General features: G+C 59.9%; 14 protein-coding genes. All 14 read right to left on the bottom strand.

Going from position 1 to position 15,241, the window contains the following annotated elements; translation table 11 throughout:
* Nucleotides 1-95: 95 nt before the first annotated feature.
* Nucleotides 96-2,513 (bottom strand): phosphoketolase family protein, encoded by a 2,418-nt coding sequence (locus C9E91_RS13805; protein WP_107108876.1) that lies wholly within the window; start codon nt 2,511-2,513, stop codon nt 96-98.
* 70 nt (nt 2,514-2,583) lie between these two features.
* Nucleotides 2,584-3,768: an acetate/propionate family kinase gene (locus tag C9E91_RS13800; protein ID WP_107108875.1), complete on the bottom strand. Its 1,185-nt coding sequence runs from the start codon at nt 3,766-3,768 to the stop codon at nt 2,584-2,586.
* A 190-nt stretch (nt 3,769-3,958) separates the two neighbouring features.
* On the bottom strand, nt 3,959-4,084 hold the full coding sequence (cydX, locus tag C9E91_RS13795; RefSeq protein WP_107108874.1) for a cytochrome bd-I oxidase subunit CydX: 126 nt from the start codon (nt 4,082-4,084) through the stop codon (nt 3,959-3,961).
* 20 nt (nt 4,085-4,104) lie between these two features.
* Nucleotides 4,105-5,259 carry a cytochrome d ubiquinol oxidase subunit II gene (gene cydB / locus C9E91_RS13790; RefSeq protein ID WP_107108873.1) on the bottom strand — a complete coding sequence of 385 codons (1,155 nt, stop codon included), beginning with the start codon at nt 5,257-5,259 and terminating at the stop codon, nt 4,105-4,107.
* 5 nt (nt 5,260-5,264) lie between these two features.
* A complete protein-coding gene (locus tag C9E91_RS13785) occupies nt 5,265-6,866 on the bottom strand; it encodes a cytochrome ubiquinol oxidase subunit I (protein ID WP_107108872.1) in 1,602 nt (533 codons plus the stop codon).
* Nucleotides 6,867-6,946: 80 nt separating this feature from the next.
* Nucleotides 6,947-8,638 (bottom strand): thiol reductant ABC exporter subunit CydC, encoded by a 1,692-nt coding sequence (cydC, locus tag C9E91_RS13780; RefSeq protein WP_107108871.1) that lies wholly within the window; start codon nt 8,636-8,638, stop codon nt 6,947-6,949.
* Nucleotides 8,635-10,389 carry a thiol reductant ABC exporter subunit CydD gene (gene cydD / locus C9E91_RS13775; protein WP_107108870.1) on the bottom strand — a complete coding sequence of 585 codons (1,755 nt, stop codon included), beginning with the start codon at nt 10,387-10,389 and terminating at the stop codon, nt 8,635-8,637. Before cydD ends, cydC begins: the two co-directional genes overlap by 4 nt.
* A gap of 3 nt (nt 10,390-10,392) precedes the next feature.
* Entirely contained in the window at nt 10,393-10,968 is a 576-nt protein-coding gene (locus C9E91_RS13770) for a GbsR/MarR family transcriptional regulator (RefSeq protein ID WP_107108869.1), read from the bottom strand.
* 147 nt (nt 10,969-11,115) lie between these two features.
* On the bottom strand, nt 11,116-11,637 hold the full coding sequence (locus tag C9E91_RS13765; RefSeq protein ID WP_107108868.1) for an arsenate reductase ArsC: 522 nt from the start codon (nt 11,635-11,637) through the stop codon (nt 11,116-11,118).
* A gap of 174 nt (nt 11,638-11,811) precedes the next feature.
* Complete coding sequence (locus tag C9E91_RS13760; RefSeq protein ID WP_107108867.1) at nt 11,812-12,225, bottom strand: DoxX family protein; 414 nt, start codon at nt 12,223-12,225, stop codon at nt 11,812-11,814.
* Between the two features lie 177 nt (nt 12,226-12,402).
* Entirely contained in the window at nt 12,403-13,197 is a 795-nt protein-coding gene (locus C9E91_RS13755) for a polysaccharide deacetylase family protein (protein WP_107108866.1), read from the bottom strand.
* 184 nt (nt 13,198-13,381) lie between these two features.
* Nucleotides 13,382-13,543, bottom strand: a complete 162-nt coding sequence (locus tag C9E91_RS19830) for a hypothetical protein (RefSeq protein WP_181316086.1) — start codon at nt 13,541-13,543, stop codon at nt 13,382-13,384.
* Nucleotides 13,544-13,924: 381 nt separating this feature from the next.
* The gene (locus tag C9E91_RS13750; protein WP_107108865.1) at nt 13,925-14,512 is read right to left on the bottom strand and encodes a hypothetical protein; all 588 of its coding nucleotides are present in this window, start codon (nt 14,510-14,512) and stop codon (nt 13,925-13,927) included.
* A complete protein-coding gene (locus tag C9E91_RS13745; RefSeq protein ID WP_107108864.1) occupies nt 14,502-15,107 on the bottom strand; it encodes an AAA family ATPase in 606 nt (201 codons plus the stop codon). Before C9E91_RS13745 ends, C9E91_RS13750 begins: the two co-directional genes overlap by 11 nt.
* Nucleotides 15,108-15,241: the final 134 nt, after the last annotated feature.

The following is a 15,241-nucleotide window of genomic DNA, read 5'->3' as shown; positions in this document are numbered from 1 at the left end:
CCTTACGGCTGGCTTGACGCACATTGCTGTCTCGCCGCCGCAGGCGGATAGCGCCGGACGTGACCTCTCATTTCCTGCTTTTTCTGCCGATCCGCTCAGGTGATACGCGCACCTTTATTATCATAGGGCCATTTCCATCCGCTGATCTCCGGCATGTCCTCGCCATGCTGGCGGACGTAACGATGATGCTCTTCGAGTTTGTCGCGGAAAAGCTTGACCGCATCGGTGGCCTTTTCCTTCAGTCCCGGCACGCGCTCGATTGCCCCAATGGCGAGGTGGTAGCGGTCAAGTTCGTTGAGAACGGTCATGTCGAACGGCGTTGTTGTCGTTCCTTCCTCGATGAAGCCGCGAACATGAATGTTGCCATGGTTGGTTCGCCGATAGGTGAGGCGATGGATCAGATAGGGATAGCCGTGATAGGCGAAGATGACAGGCCGATCCGGCGTGAACAGCTTGTCAAAGATCTCATCAGTGAGACCATGCGGATGCTGCTCGTTGGATTGCAGCGCCATCAGGTCGACGACGTTGACGACGCGGATCGACAGTTCCGGAATGTTCTGGCGGAGGAGATCGACCGCGGCAAGCGTCTCCATGGTCGGCACGTCGCCGGCGCAGGCCATGACGACATCGGGCTCCACGGCGCTCTGTTCGTTGCTTGCCCAATGCCAGATACCGATGCCGGCCTCGCAATGCTGGACGGCTTCGTCCATCGGCAGCCACTGCAGTTCCGGTTGCTTGCCGGCGACGATGACGTTGATGCGATTATAGGTCTTCAGGCAATGATCTGATGTCCACAGCAGCGTATTGGCGTCCGGCGGCAGATAGATGCGCACGATGTCTGATTTTTTGTTGGCAACGAGATCGACAAAGCCAGGGTCCTGGTGGCTGAAGCCGTTATGGTCCTGCCGCCAGACATGCGACGTCAGCAGGTAGTTCAGCGAAGAAACCGGTTTGCGCCACGGCAGTTCGCGCGACACCTTCAGCCACTTGGCATGCTGGTTGAACATCGAATCCACGATATGGATGAAAGCTTCGTAGCAGGAAAACAGGCCATGACGTCCAGTCAGCAGGTAACCTTCCAGCCAGCCCTGGCAAAGGTGTTCGCTTAGGACCTCCATCACCCTGCCGTCACGGGCTAGACCGACGTCATAGGGCTTGATTTCTTCCATCCAGACACGGTCTGTCACTTCGAAGACGCTGCCGAGACGATTGGATTCCGTCTCGTCGGGACCGAAGATGCGGAAATTGGCGTTGTCTGCGTTGAGGGTCAGGATATCGCGCAGATAGCGACCAAGGATTTCCGTCGATTGCGCCACCGTTCTGCCGCGCTCTTCCTTGACGGCAACCGCGTAATCACCGATCGCAGGCGTTATGAGTTCGCGGCGCAGAAGGCCGCCATTGGCATGGGGATTGGCACCCATGCGCCGTTTGCCTGCCGGTGCAAGTGCACGCAAATCGCCCTTCAGGCGTCCGTCGGTGTCGAAGAGATCCTGCGGATCGTAGCTTCGCATCCAGTCTTCCAGGATTTTCCGATGGGCGGCATCTTCGCGGCAATTGGAAACCGGCACCTGATGGGCCCGCCAGAAACCTTCGACCTTCTTACCATCGACTTCCTTGGGGCCCGTCCAGCCCTTCGGGCTTCTGAATACGATCATCGGCCAACGCGGGCAGGAATTGCCGGGCGCGCCGTTGCGGGCCTCCTGTTGGATGGCGCGAATGCGATCAAAGGCCTGTTCGAAGGTCGCGGCCATGGCCTGATGCATCTGGTGAGGGTCAGAACCCTCGACAAAGAAAGGCTCATAGCCATAGCCGGTGAAGAGCTGGCGGAGATCCTCATCGCCGGCGCGGCCGAGAAGGGTGGGGTTGGCGATCTTATAGCCGTTCAGATGCAGGATCGGCAGCACGGCGCCGTCGCGGGCGGGGTTGATGAACTTGTTGGAATGCCAGCTTGCTGCCAGAGGGCCGGTTTCGGCCTCGCCATCGCCGACCACGCAGGCAGCGATCAGATCGGGATTGTCGAAGACGGCGCCATAGGCGTGGACAAGGGCATAACCAAGTTCGCCGCCCTCATGGATCGAGCCGGGCGTCTCCGGCGCCGCATGGCTCGGAATGCCGCCGGGAAAGGAAAACTGACGGAAGAGTTTGCGCATGCCGTCGGTATCCGCGGAGATATCCGGATAGATTTCGCTGTAGGTGCCTTCGAGATAGGTATTGGCGACCATGCCGGGACCACCGTGGCCGGGGCCGCAGATATAGATGATATCGAGATCGCGATTGCGGATGATGCGATTGAGATGGGCGTAGATGAAATTGAGGCCGGGGGTTGTGCCCCAGTGGCCGAGCAGGCGGGGCTTGATATGGTCGGCCGTCAGCGGCTCGCGCAGCAGGGGATTGTCGAGAAGATAGATCTGGCCGACCGAGAGATAGTTGGCGGCGCGCCAATAGCGGTCGATAAGGTCGAGTTCGGTGGTGCCAAGCACGGTGGCGGAGGGTGCGGTTACCTGCTCTTTCATGTGATTGCTCCAATTCAATGGGGTTGAATACGAAACTATCGCCGATAGAGCGGGGCACTTATGATCTGGATCATTCGCCCGCAAAAATCGACAGGGCTTCATCGGCAATAATCTGCTCTTCGTCCGTCGGGATGACGAAAGCCGTAGCAGAACTTGATGATGTGCTAATGATAGGCGCATTGGCTGCGTTCGCATGCCTGTCGATCTCAAGCCCCAGCCAGTGCAGGCGGTCGCAGATGTCAGCGCGAATTTCCGGCTGATGCTCGCCGACGCCGGCAGTGAAGACGATGCTGTCCAGACCCCCGAGCGTTGCCGCCATTCGGCCGACTTCGCCGCCGATGCGCAGACAAAACAGGGCGATCGCCTCTCGCGCCTCCGACCTCTGGCTCTTCAGCAGATCCCGCGTGTCGGCGCTGATGCCGGAGACACCGAGCAGGCCGGATTTGTGGTAGAGCATGTCTTCGAGCTCTTCCAGCGTCCCGCCTTTCGGCCCGAGCAGATGCAGCAGCACACCGGGATCGAGATTGCCGCAGCGTGTCGCCATGGGAATGCCATCCAGCGTCGAGAAGCCCATGCTGCAATCCCGGCTTTCGCCCCTATCGAGGGCGCAGAGGCTGGCCCCGCTGCCAAGATGGGCGACGACGACCTTGCCAGCAGCCGCCTTGGGTGCCCGCCGCCGCATCTCGGCGGCGATGAAGGCATAGGAAAGGCCGTGAAAGCCGTACCGTTTGATCCCCTGATCGTGCAGCGCGCGCGGCAGAGCTAAGCGGCGAACGAGATCGCTCTGTGTCGCGTGGAAGGCCGTGTCGAAGGAGGCGGTTTGTGCAAGCGTCGGTCGCAAATGCTTGACGGCGCGGATCAGGCGCAGCGCCTGCGGCTGGTGCAGCGGTGCAAGCACGGTCAGGCCGTCGATATCGCGGATACGGTCTTCATCGAGGCGCACGGGACCGGTGAACAAATCGCCTCCATGGACGACGCGATGGCCGACGGCGTAGACCGCCGACATATCGAAATGCTCGCCAAGGATGCCGAAAGTTTCGTCCACGACCTCATGCAATTGCTCATCCGCATCGGTTTGCAGGGAACGATCGAAGGCGGCAGGCCCCTCCGTCAAATGGAAGGTAAGGGGGCGGCGGCGAAAGTCGATCAGGCCCTTGCCGATGCGGTCGGCTTTGCCTGCCCGGATCTCAAACACGCCGATTTTGACGGTCGAGGACCCGGCATTGAAAGTCAGAAGCAGGTTTCCGTTCGTCATGATACCGGCATCCTCGGAGGAGTAGGGAACGCAGACTCGCCGCTATGTGCAAAGCGAAGACTGGAGCGCCGTCAAACTGCAGGATTTACGGCGGCAAAAGGCAATTCGGCGGCTGTTTGTTCCATTGAGCCGAACCGTCAGGCCAAGCGCGACGAAAGGATCGCGCCCGGCGAAATCTGCAAGATCGAGCTTAGGGAGCCTGCTTCGGCAATCCCTGCTTCTTTGCATCGTCGTCAACGATTTCGTACCACATTGCATTGAGGACAGCGAAGGCGGCGGCGAGGGGGAAGCCGAGGAGCCAGGCGAAATACCACATGTTCTTTCTCCTTTTCGAGATCAGTAGGCGTGGCCGCTCTTGTCGTTGACCGTATTGGTGTCGATCTTGCCCCAGAGCACTCGGTAAACCCAGGCCGTATAGAGGAAGATGATCGGCAGGAAGATCAGCGCCACGACCAGCATGATGAACAGCGTCATATGGCTGGACGATGCATCCCAGACCGTGAGGCTGGAGCGCGGGTCGAGTGAGGATGGCAGGATGAAGGGGAACATCGAGAGGCCGACCGTCGAAATGATGCCGATGATGGCGAGCTGGCTGAAGAGCAGCGGCGCCAGTTCACGACGGGCAAGCATCGACACAAGTGCCGCGATAGCGCCGAGAAAGCCCATGGTCGGCGCAATCATCATCCAGGGGTGGCTGTGATAATTGCTGAGCCAGGCATCGGCAGCATGATCGACGGTCTTCAAAAGCGGATTGGACGGCCCGATCGTGTTGATCTCACTGGTGATGCGGTAGCCGTCGATGCCGTACCACAGGGCGAGGCCGCCGAGGGCAAATAGCACGATCGTCGCGAGCGCCGCCATGATGCCATAACTGCGGGCCCGCTCCGCTACGATGCCATTCGTCTTCAACTGCAGCCAGGCCGCGCCATGCATGGTGAGCATGGCGACGGAGAGCAGGCCACAAAGCAGGGCGTAGGGATTAAGCAGCTCGAAGAAAGAACCCTCGTAATAGATCCGCATGTCGTCGGCAAAGCGGAACGGCACACCTTGCAGCACATTGCCGACGGCGACACCGAAGATCAGCGAAGGAACGAAGCCGCCGATGAAAAGCGCCCAGTCCCAGCCGGCCTTCCAGCGGGCGCTGTCCCGCTTGGAGCGGTATTTGAACGCCACCGGCCTCAGGATCAGCGCGAAGAGGATCGCGAACATCGCCAGATAGAAGCCGGAGAAGGAGACTGCATAAAGCGGCGGCCAGGCGGCGAAGATGGCACCGCCGCCGAGGATCAGCCAGACCTGATTGCCTTCCCAGGTCGCGCCGATCGAATTGATGGCGATACGCCGCTCGGTATCCGTCCTCGCGACGAAGGGCAGGAGGGCGCCGATACCGAGATCGAAGCCGTCGGTCACCGCAAAGGCGATCAGCAGAACGCCGAGCAGCAGCCACCAGATAATGCGCAGGGTTTCGTAGTCGATCAATTCATGCAGGATCATGGTGGTTACTCCGCAGCGGGAACGAGAGTTTCGGAGATGAGGTCGGCTTCCGGCTCGTCGTCCGGTTCCGGGCCTTTGCGGATGGCCTTCAGCATGAGGCTCATCTCGATGACGATCAGCACCGTGTAGATCGCGGCGAAGCCGAGCAGGGTGAGAAGCACGCTACCGGCTCCGAGATTGGAAACAGCGGCGGCGGTTGGTAGCACGCCTTCGATAATCCAGGGCTGGCGGCCGAACTCGGCGACGACCCAGCCGACCTCGATGGCAACCCAAGGCAGCGGGATGGCGAATACGGCGATCCTGAGCAACAGACGGGAACGGTTAAGCTGGCGGCGGGCCGAGAGCCAAAAGAAGGTTGCCGTCAGCAGAATGAAGAACATGCCGAGACTGACCATGATGCGGAAGGACCAGAAGAGGGTCGGCACGTTCGGGATGGTATCGCGGGCGGCCTGATCGATCTGGGCGTCGGTCGCCTGACGGGGATCATCGACATAGCGCTTCAGAAGCAGGGCGTAGCCGAGCTCATGGCCGATATCTTCGAAGGAGGCGCGTGCCTGCTGGATGGAGGTGTCCTGGGCCGTGGCGCCGGCGGCGGCCGGTTGAGCGGCGCGGATCTTCAACAGCGCGTCGTAGGCCTTGATGCCGTCGCGGATGCGGGTCTTCGCCTGCTCCTCAAGTTGGTTGATGCCGGGGATTTCGGTGGTCAGCGAGCGCGTGCCGATCAGGCCCATGACCCACGGTATGTGCACGGCATAATGAGTCTCGCGCGCCTGCTGATCCGGAAAGCCGAAGGCCGTGAAGGCTGCGGGCGCCGGTTCAGTTTCCCACATGGCCTCGATTGCCGCGAGCTTCATCTTCTGATGCTCGGTAGACAGATAGCCGCTCTCGTCGCCGAGGACGACGACCGAAAGGGCCGAAGCCAGGCCGAAGGAGGCGGCGACCGTCATCGAGCGCTTGGCGATCTCGATGTGGCGACCCTTCAACATGTACCAGGCGGAAACGCCGAGCACGAAGATGGAGGCGCAGACGTAGCCGGCCGATACCGTGTGAACGAACTTTGCCTGGGCGACAGGGTTGAAGACGACATCGAAAAAGCTGGTGATCTCCATACGCATTGTCTGCGGATTGAGTGCCGAACCGATGGGATTCTGCATCCAGCCATTGGCAATGAGAATCCAGAGTGCCGAGAAGTTGGAGCCGAGCGCGACGGCCCAGGTGGCAATGAGATGCCCGACCTTGGAGAGCCTGTCCCAACCGAAGAAGAACAGGCCGACGAAGGTCGCCTCCAGAAAGAAGGCCATCAGCCCTTCGATTGCCAACGGCGCACCGAAGATATCGCCGACGTAGTAGCTGTAATAGCTCCAGTTCATGCCGAACTGGAATTCCATGACGATGCCGGTGGCGACGCCAAGCACGAAGTTGATGCCGAACAGCGTGCCCCAGAATTTGGTCATCTGGCGCCAGATCTGCCGTCCCGTCATGACATAGGTCGTCTCCATAATGGCAAGCAACACGGAGAGGCCGAGCGTCAGCGGTACGAACAGGAAGTGATAAAGCGCCGTCATCGCGAACTGCAGGCGCGATAGCGCCACGATGTCGAGTTCCATAGTCTTTCTCCCACGGTCCAACGGGGTTTGGTCGCGCGGCGCTATTCGGGGCGCCGTAATTGTACTTTCAGTTTGCCGCCTCAGTCCGGCCGCAGCCGGTTCAGGATGGCGTCGAATTCTGGTTCGCCGCGCCGCGCCGTTGCCGTGACGCGGCCGTGTTCGAGCATGACGATGCGATCGGCGATCGCGGCTTCGCGGCGTATGTGCGTGGCGATGACGAGGCTGCCGCCGGTGGCGTTGCCGGCGATCTCGCGTAAAACGGCGCGCGCGGTTTCGCTGTCGAGCCCTTCGGTCGGTTCATCGAGCAGCCAGAGCGGCGTGTCGCGCAGGAAAAGCCGGGCAAGTGCCAGCCGGCGCGATTGGCCGCCGGACAGGCCGATGCCGCCTTCGCCGAGGCGAGCCGAAAGCCCTTTCGGCAATGCCTTGATGTCAGCAAGGAGGCCTGCAGCCTCCAGTACTTGGTGAAGCCTTTCGTCGCTTGCACGCGGGTTGGCGAGCAACAGGTTGCCGCGGATCGTATCGTCGAAGAGTTCAGTGCGTTGCGTCAGCGTGGTCGCCTGGAGAGAGGCGACCGTGCCGGACGCCGGAGCGATTTCGCCGGCAAGCAAAGCCAATATCGTGGATTTTCCGGCGCCGCTGGCCCCGACAAGAGCAAGTGGTTCGCCGACGGCTAGCGACAGGGAAAGGGTCTCGATTGCCGGATGCCGGGCGCTCTCGTAACGAGCGCTGACGACGTCCAACTGGAACGCATAACCTTTATGCGGTCGTGCGATCTCAGAGGCTACGTTTCTAGGGGCGAGGCGCGGGGCAATACGCCTGGCGGCAAGCAGCGTGCGGCCGAGCTCCAGCGCGCCACGACGCAGTGCTGCGAAAGGCTCCGTGGCGGCAAAGGCGATCAGCAAGCCGAAGGCGGCTGCCGGAGCGCCGATGACGCCCTCTTTTGCCAGAATGGCGACAGTCAACAGCGTGGCTGTCAGCAGAAGGGTGGAGGCGAGCGAGAAGCCGATGCCAACGACGTTTTCGATCCTGTTCAATGCGTGGTCCGCTTCCGCGAGACGCCGGTCAGCCTCGCCGATGGTGACGCGTTGCGCCCGCAGGCGGCCGGTCATGGCGAGATCTGTCTGGCCGGCGACCAGATCGATGATGCGCGCGCGGAGCGCTTCCATCGCGTGGGCACGGCGACGTCCGGGTTTCATTGCCATTCGGCCGGCGATCAAGGGGATGGCGAGGCCGGTGGTGATGAGCCAAAGGCCGATCACAATCCCAAAGAGCGGCTGCATCAGGCCCAGCGCTACACCGACGGCAAGCGCCGACAGCAGGGCGACGCCTGCAGGCAGCAGCACCCGCAGGTAAAGCGAATCCAGCGCGTCGATGTCGGCTGTGAGCCGGAACAGTAGCTTGGCCGGGCGACGCATCATGGCTGCGGCGCTACCGGGCGTTGCCCAGCCGCGAAAGAGCCTTTCGCGCAAGGCCGCGAGAACGCGCAAGGTTACGTCATGGGTTACCAACCGCTCGCCATAGCGTGCTGCCGTGCGGCCGATGGCGAGCAGGCGGATGCCGGCCGATGGCGCGAAGACGTCGAAGACGATGGCGGTCGTTGCCGAGGCACCGGCGAGCGCCGTCGCGGTGATGAACCAGCCGGAAAGGCCGAGCAATCCGGCGCCAGCCAACACGGCCACCGCCGATAGCACCGCGCCGAGGCAGAGACCGCGTCCGCGCTCGGCATGGAACAGGCGGATGACCGGGAGAAGCGTTGCGAGGCTCCGTCTCACGCGGCAATCTCCTTGCGGTCCGCTTCGAGCCGAATGACGCGGTCGAGGCGCGATGCAAGCATCGGGTCGTGCGTCGCGACGATCAGGGTGCGGCCCTTCGCCAATGCCAACAAAGCTTCGGTCACCTCGGCCGCGGTGGCGGCGTCGAGATGACCGGTCGGCTCGTCGGCGAGGATGATGCTGGCCTCCCGGTTGGCGGCTACACGGGCCAGTGCCAACCGCAGCGCTTCTCCGCCGGAAAGGCCAAGGCCGTTTTCGCCGACTGCGGCGATCTCGTTCGCAGCAATCACGCCGTCCAAACGCACGCTGCGAAGTGCATCGTCGATGGCGCGGTCATCGATATCGGCGCGTCCGAGGCCGACATTTCTCTTCAGGCTGCCGGAGAAAATATGCGGCCGTTGTCCGATCCAGGCCATGCGACGGCGAAGGGAGGCGGCGTTATTGTCAGCCAGCGGGATGCCGCCGATCCTGATCACACCGGCTTCCCGTGGCGCGAGCCCTGCGATCAGCGAGAGGATCGTGGTCTTGCCGGAGCCGCTGGCGCCCCAAAGCGCTACATGTTCTCCGGCCGCAACGTCGAGACAGAGATTGTCGATGACCGCCGGAAGGTCCGGCGCGTAGCGGAAGGCAAGCCGGTCGATCTCAACGGAGGGAGCGGCAGGCAGCATCTGGCCATCGCCGATATCTCGTTCATCGCCACCAAGAATTGTAGGTCCTTGCGAGGATAGGGCGTTCAATGCCGCAAGCGCCGCTTCGCCATTGGCGCGATCGTGCCAAACGGCTGAAAGTTCGCGCAAGGGTTCGAAAAAGGTCGGGGCGAGCAGAAGGATGAAAAGCCCTTGCGTCAGTGTGAGCCGGCCATGCCATGTACCGATATCGATCGAGCCCAACAGGCTGAAGCCGATGTAAACGGCGGTTGCGGCAACGCCGAGGGCGGCGAAAAGCTCGAGAACGGCAGAGGACAGAAAGGCGATCTTCAACACCGCCATCGTACGCTGCCGCAGCGAATCCGCATCGGCGCGCAGCCGTGTGGCCGTGACATCGACGGCGCCGAGCGCGCGGATCGTCGTTAGCCCACGCAGGCGGTCGAGCAGAAAGGCGTTGAGGCCGCCGGTTTCGGCCAGTTGCTTTTCACTGGCAGCTTTGGCGCGCCAGCCGATCAAAGCCATGAAAATCGGGATGAGCGGTGCCGAGATAAGCAGGATGAGACCCGCAATCCAGGAAACGGGAAAGACGCAGGCAAGGATGACGAGCGGCACCGCGCTTGCCTTCATACGTACCGGCTGGAAACGGGCGAGATAGGGGACGATCGCCTCGGCCTGTTCGCCGACGACACTCGCGGCGAGACCGGAGGCCGGCTTGCCGATATCGAGCGGTGAGCGGGCCGCAAGCGCTGCAACGGCGCGATTGCGCCGCGATGTCAGTTCGCATCTCGCCGTACGGAAGGCGGTGCGTCCGCCGGCGGCATCGAGAGCGGCGCGAACGATGCCGAGCGCCAGTATTGCAAGCGCTGTAAAGGCCACATCCATCGTGCTGTCGCCATCGTTTATGACGCCAACGCTGAAGGCGAGGAGGGCTGCCTGCGGAATCCAGACCAGAGCTGCCGCGGTCTGCAGGGCTGCGGCAAGCAAGAGCCCTGCCGGCTTTCGTGGTCGGACTGGCCGATTTCGCTTTGCCGCCGGCCCGGCATCGGGCGCTACCGTCTGCGTTTCTTCCGGGCTGAGGTCGGGATCGAAGAAAGCCGTCGTCATCGTTCAATCCTCTTTCGCCGTTTTGGAACGGCGGCGGCCGAGCGAGACGACACGGTCCTTGGCCTCCAGCAGCTTCGTCACCTTCGAGCCGAGCAGCAGCAGAGTGGCGAGCCGCTCGGTCTCCAACTGCTTGACGTCCTCGTACCAATTGGTCAGGCGCTCGATCAGGCCGTACATCTCGCTCATCCGCGCCTGCGCATGGCGTTCGGCATCGCTGGCCGGCTGTTGCATCAGGATTTCGCGCAGCATCGAAAGGGTGGGGTCGACCTCGCGTTTCTTGCGCTCTTCGGCGAGCGTGCGCAGGATCTGCCAGACATCATCCGGCGTTGTGAAGAAGTCGCGGCGGTCGTCGGGCTTGTGTTTGAGCAGCACGAGGTTCCAGGCCTGCAACTCGCGCAGGCTCATGGAGACGTTCGAGCGGGAAATGCCGAGGGCTTCGACGATCTCTTCCGCGCAGACGGGTGTCGGGGAGACGAAGAGCAGGGCATAGATCTGCCCGACCGTGCGGTTGATGCCCCAGCGCGAACCCATTTCCCCAAAATGAAGCACGAAGGATTGTACGAGAGGCGGAAGATTCATGGTTGCACCCCATTGTCAGTGATTTCAGAAATTTCTGAAATCACTGTATTTGCAAGCCGACCCGCCTTGCAATCGCTATGTCATCCATGCGTCAATCTGCGCGGGAAAGCCCCGCTCGCCCTTGAAATGCGTCATGAGATCATCCGCTTAGGCCTCCAGCGATGTCGAGCCTTCTATCTGGCCGATCTCGTGCAGATGCGCTTCCAATGCCAGCCGGTCGACCGATGTAATCGGCAGGTTGACCAGGAGCATGATCCGATTTTTCAGGTAGCGGGCAGCCTGTGCAAAGGCGCGGCCCTTGTCCAGTTCGGAACCTTCGACGGTGGAGGGGTCCTCGATGCCCCAATGCGCGGAAGCGGGATGGCCGGGCCATACCGGGCAGGCTTCCCCTGCTGCGTCGTCGCAGACGGTAATGATAAAATCCATCTGCGGTGCGCCCGGCTCGGCAAAGACATCCCAGCGTTTCGAGCTGAAGCCGGAAGAGGGATAGCCGAGAGCATCCAGTGTCCTGACGGCCCAGGGATTTATCTTGCCCTTGGGCGTGCTGCCGGCCGAAAAGGCGCGGAAGCGGCCTTTGCCTTCGGTGTTCAAGATCGATTCAGCCAGGATAGAACGGGCGGAATTGCCCGTGCAGAGAAATAGAACATTGTAGACGCGATCATCGCTCATTGCGCTTTTTCCCCCATGTATCGTGTCACGCAAATGACGGTCACAGCAGCGGATTTCCGAATGGCCGGCGCCGCAACCCTTTTTCAGGAGGCGCGCCAACCGCCGGAAGCATCGCAACCACAATTATACACTACAGGGCGAGAGATGCGTCACTCTTGAAGAAAACGGCTGCGATCAGATGCCGGTATCCGATCGCAGCATGCCGACGCGAATGGCAAATCTTTCGCCAGGCCCGTGAACCGCGGCAAACAGCAGCCCGGCAAAGAAGGTTAAGTGATCGATGAAAAAACCGAATTCCGCCTGAGCGCCGGTCCAGCGGTTGGGTCCATGGAAGCTGAAGGCCAGAAAGATGACATAGATGCCGGCAAGCAGCGCGGCTTCGGAGAAGAAAGCGCCGGTCAGCAGGCAGATCGCCAGCGCGCTTTCGAAGAAGGCGGCTATCCAGGCGAGGGGTAGCGACAGCGGAAAACCGGCCGAGGCGATATAGTCGGCTGTCGATTGCATGCCCGCGAATTTGAAGGCGGCCGCCATCACGAAGACGCCGCCGAAGATCAATCTGGCCAGGCAGATTGCGATTGTCTTACCCATGTCGATATCCTCCGTTGTTCGACTGTTCGGCGATGCAGATTATGGTATCGCCGATCTTGCCCAAGGACGGAAGACGGGCCGCATTCCCGACATGATGCGCTAAATGTTTTTGCATTGGCGGTCAGATTGCGTGATCCGGACTCTCATGATGCCCGGTCCCGCGTTGCGATTGCCAGATCACTTGGACGACGAATGCATCGGGGTTCCGGTATAGGGGTTCGGATCATATTGCTTTACGTCGCCAAAGGTATAGCCCCGTTGCCTCAATTGCCGGATGAGTGTCTGGAGTTTTGCCTTGCCGTCAAAACGATCCTGAAACATCTCATCATGCATCAAGAGGATCATCTCGTTGCGTTTCATGAACCGGCCATAGGCGAAGAGATGATCGATTTCGCTGAGCAGGAGATCGACGGATTGCACCGGTTTGCCATCTCCCGAATGCGCCCATTCGAAGTCCCAGCCATAGATCAGGAACTTCATCGCCGCCACATAGTCGTAGTCGACCACTTCGCGCTCGTAATGGGCGGGGTCCATTGAAAGATCGTCCTTGGAATAGTCGATCAGGCGAAAGACGTCGCGCCCGGGCAAACGGGCATAGACCCAGGGCGTCAGGCCAAGCACGCTATTGGCTTTGAGCATATCTGCAACGACGGCGTCGGTGTTGGAGTAAAAGTCCCTGTAGCGATTGTTGGCGTGGCTGTAGCTGTGGTTTCCGACAGTTACTAAGGGCAGCGCCTTGGCGCGCATCAGCAGCGCTTTTTGCTCAACGCTGGAATCGACATGCAGCCCGACCATGAACATCGCCGCCGGCACCTGCTCTTCGGCCAGCACATCCAGAACATTCGCCGTCCCCGACAGCGGGCCGTCATCGAAGGTCAGATAGATAACCCGCCCGGCCGCCCCGGCCGACAAGGCGCTGCAAAGCAATGCGAGCGCGGCGAGTATCGTGCGAAGGTAATTCCCAATGGACATGGATAGTGGCCCTCGTTTCCCGGCTCGTTATCGCATGTCTATAGCGGCTGTTCCATTAAGACCGGCTTATACTCTCCCCATCGGCCGGCGGACCGGCGCTTGCTTTCGAGGCAGGTTCGAAGGAGGCGCCGGCGCGAAGATATCAAAGCTCGAGCCGGCGAAGGTGATGCATGCGCAATTCGGCTTAAGAATTCCGATCGCGCGAAACCGTATGGGGAGCATTCGCCTGCGCGGCGTCCATGCTGTTGAAGAGTTCCTGAACGAGTTGCGTTATCCGCTCCGGGGATGTCCCCTTGGCCCGCTCTTCTTCAATCCGGCGTCTGACGAGCATTTCCAAATTCGACATGTCTATCATCTCCGTTATCCGGCGCGATAGAAGTGTCATCCCGTAGGGGCGGGGAGGCAAGTTACGGTTTGTTCATGGATGTTTGGGGGGAAGGGGGTGGAAGAGGTGGTGCCGGTTGCTGTCGAGTCCAGCCCGGACCGGACATTCTAGCTTAAGCCAAGAAGCGCCGTTCTGAGGACGGAGTTTCCGTTTCAGAGGTGGTTTTCTCGGCGGATAGCGAGCTGAGGAACCACAGAAATAAGAGCGACCTCGCCCATGCTGGGCGGCTTATGTGGTTTATAACGGCGCGTGACCTGCGGGGCTATGGCTCACAGCCTCGTTGTCTTGCGGCTGGTCCTTAACGATCCGAGAAAGACTTGTTTAGTTGGCAAGGACAATTGCTTACACGAGACCGAAATTCGCGTCATTGTTAGCATCTCGCTGGGTTTTGCGGATAGTAGCAGCTTGATTCAGCGGCAACAGGCACCGTTCTTTTTCCCACTCAGTTGCGCCGCCGACCGGATTTGGAACCCCCACAAATGGTTTGATCAAAATCATATCAGCAGATTTGTCCGGATTCATCGCATCCTCTGTGTAGGCAATATAACAAGTTACAGAGGTAAAGCTTTCAATGCCGAGTATTCTTGCGGTCGCTAAGGCGGAAAGATACATCCCATTGAACTGCAGCAGGACTTTCGCCCACGTACCTTGAGTGAGTTTACTTTTCATTTCGACAATATGAAGTCTGCAGCCATCAGCATCAAAGGTGACAAATGCACCTTCTGCGCATTTACGATTATTTAGGGCCCAGAGTAGCGGCGCTTGATTCGTCGCTCTCATCACAACGCAAGGCGCGTTAGAAGAAAAATAAGCTTTACCAGCTCCAGCGACATTCTTTTCTTCAAAGTGAAAATTCGCGTGATGGTCAGGGTAGTAAACAAAGCTTTTTGAAAGGTGCAGCATCCCCGTCTTGCATGCTTCAGTTATCATCGGCATCTCGTAATTGAAGCGTTTCCGTCGCGAGGGCCATCAGAGTTTCATTCAGGCTTGGCACGACGAATCCGTCTTGGGTCCTCTCGAGTTCAACAACCTCCGTGCCGGTTTTCGATGCGCGAAATTCGTACGCTCGGGCAACCATCGGATTGATTAAGTCTGCTTCATCATAACCGAGCGCTGGCATTAACTCCTCTTTGTTCGACAACTGATGAAGCTTCATTAAGTTATTTATTTCTTGAACAAACGTGTCGCTATGGGTGGTCAACGTGACAAGCCAACCACTACCAACCAAACGTGCGATGAAGCGAGCCATCTCACGTTGTGCTTCCAAATGCAGATGAGCTTCCGGCTCCTCAAATACGATATGGCGCGAGCTGAAGCTTCTTTCCAAAGCTATCAGGAGCGGAGCTAGTTCCGTAATCATCGACGAAGTCGCATGAAAAGGAAGCTCTAATGGAAGGCCGCTGGGGATATACCGATAATCGCCAGTTCGTCCACTTTTTGAAGCAATCGTCCCGGTGAGAATGCGCTCCGAGAGCCACTCCGCGATATTGGGGCTATTTTCAAAATTGGGTCGAGCACGCAACATCAGTCTCACAAAGCTCCTTAGGAACTGTTGATAAATAAAGGAATCGCAGCTTTGGATTTTTTGCGGCGCCGGGATTCCCTTTTGGTTTGAAGCCTATAGAATCGCGGTGTGATTGACGAGGCCGCCATCCAACT

This window comes from Rhizobium sp. SEMIA4064, assembly GCF_003025035.1.
GTDB classification, from domain to species: domain Bacteria; phylum Pseudomonadota; class Alphaproteobacteria; order Rhizobiales; family Rhizobiaceae; genus Rhizobium; species Rhizobium paranaense.
Note: the sequence above shows the minus strand (reverse complement) of the source record. Positions and strands in the feature narration are given on the sequence as shown.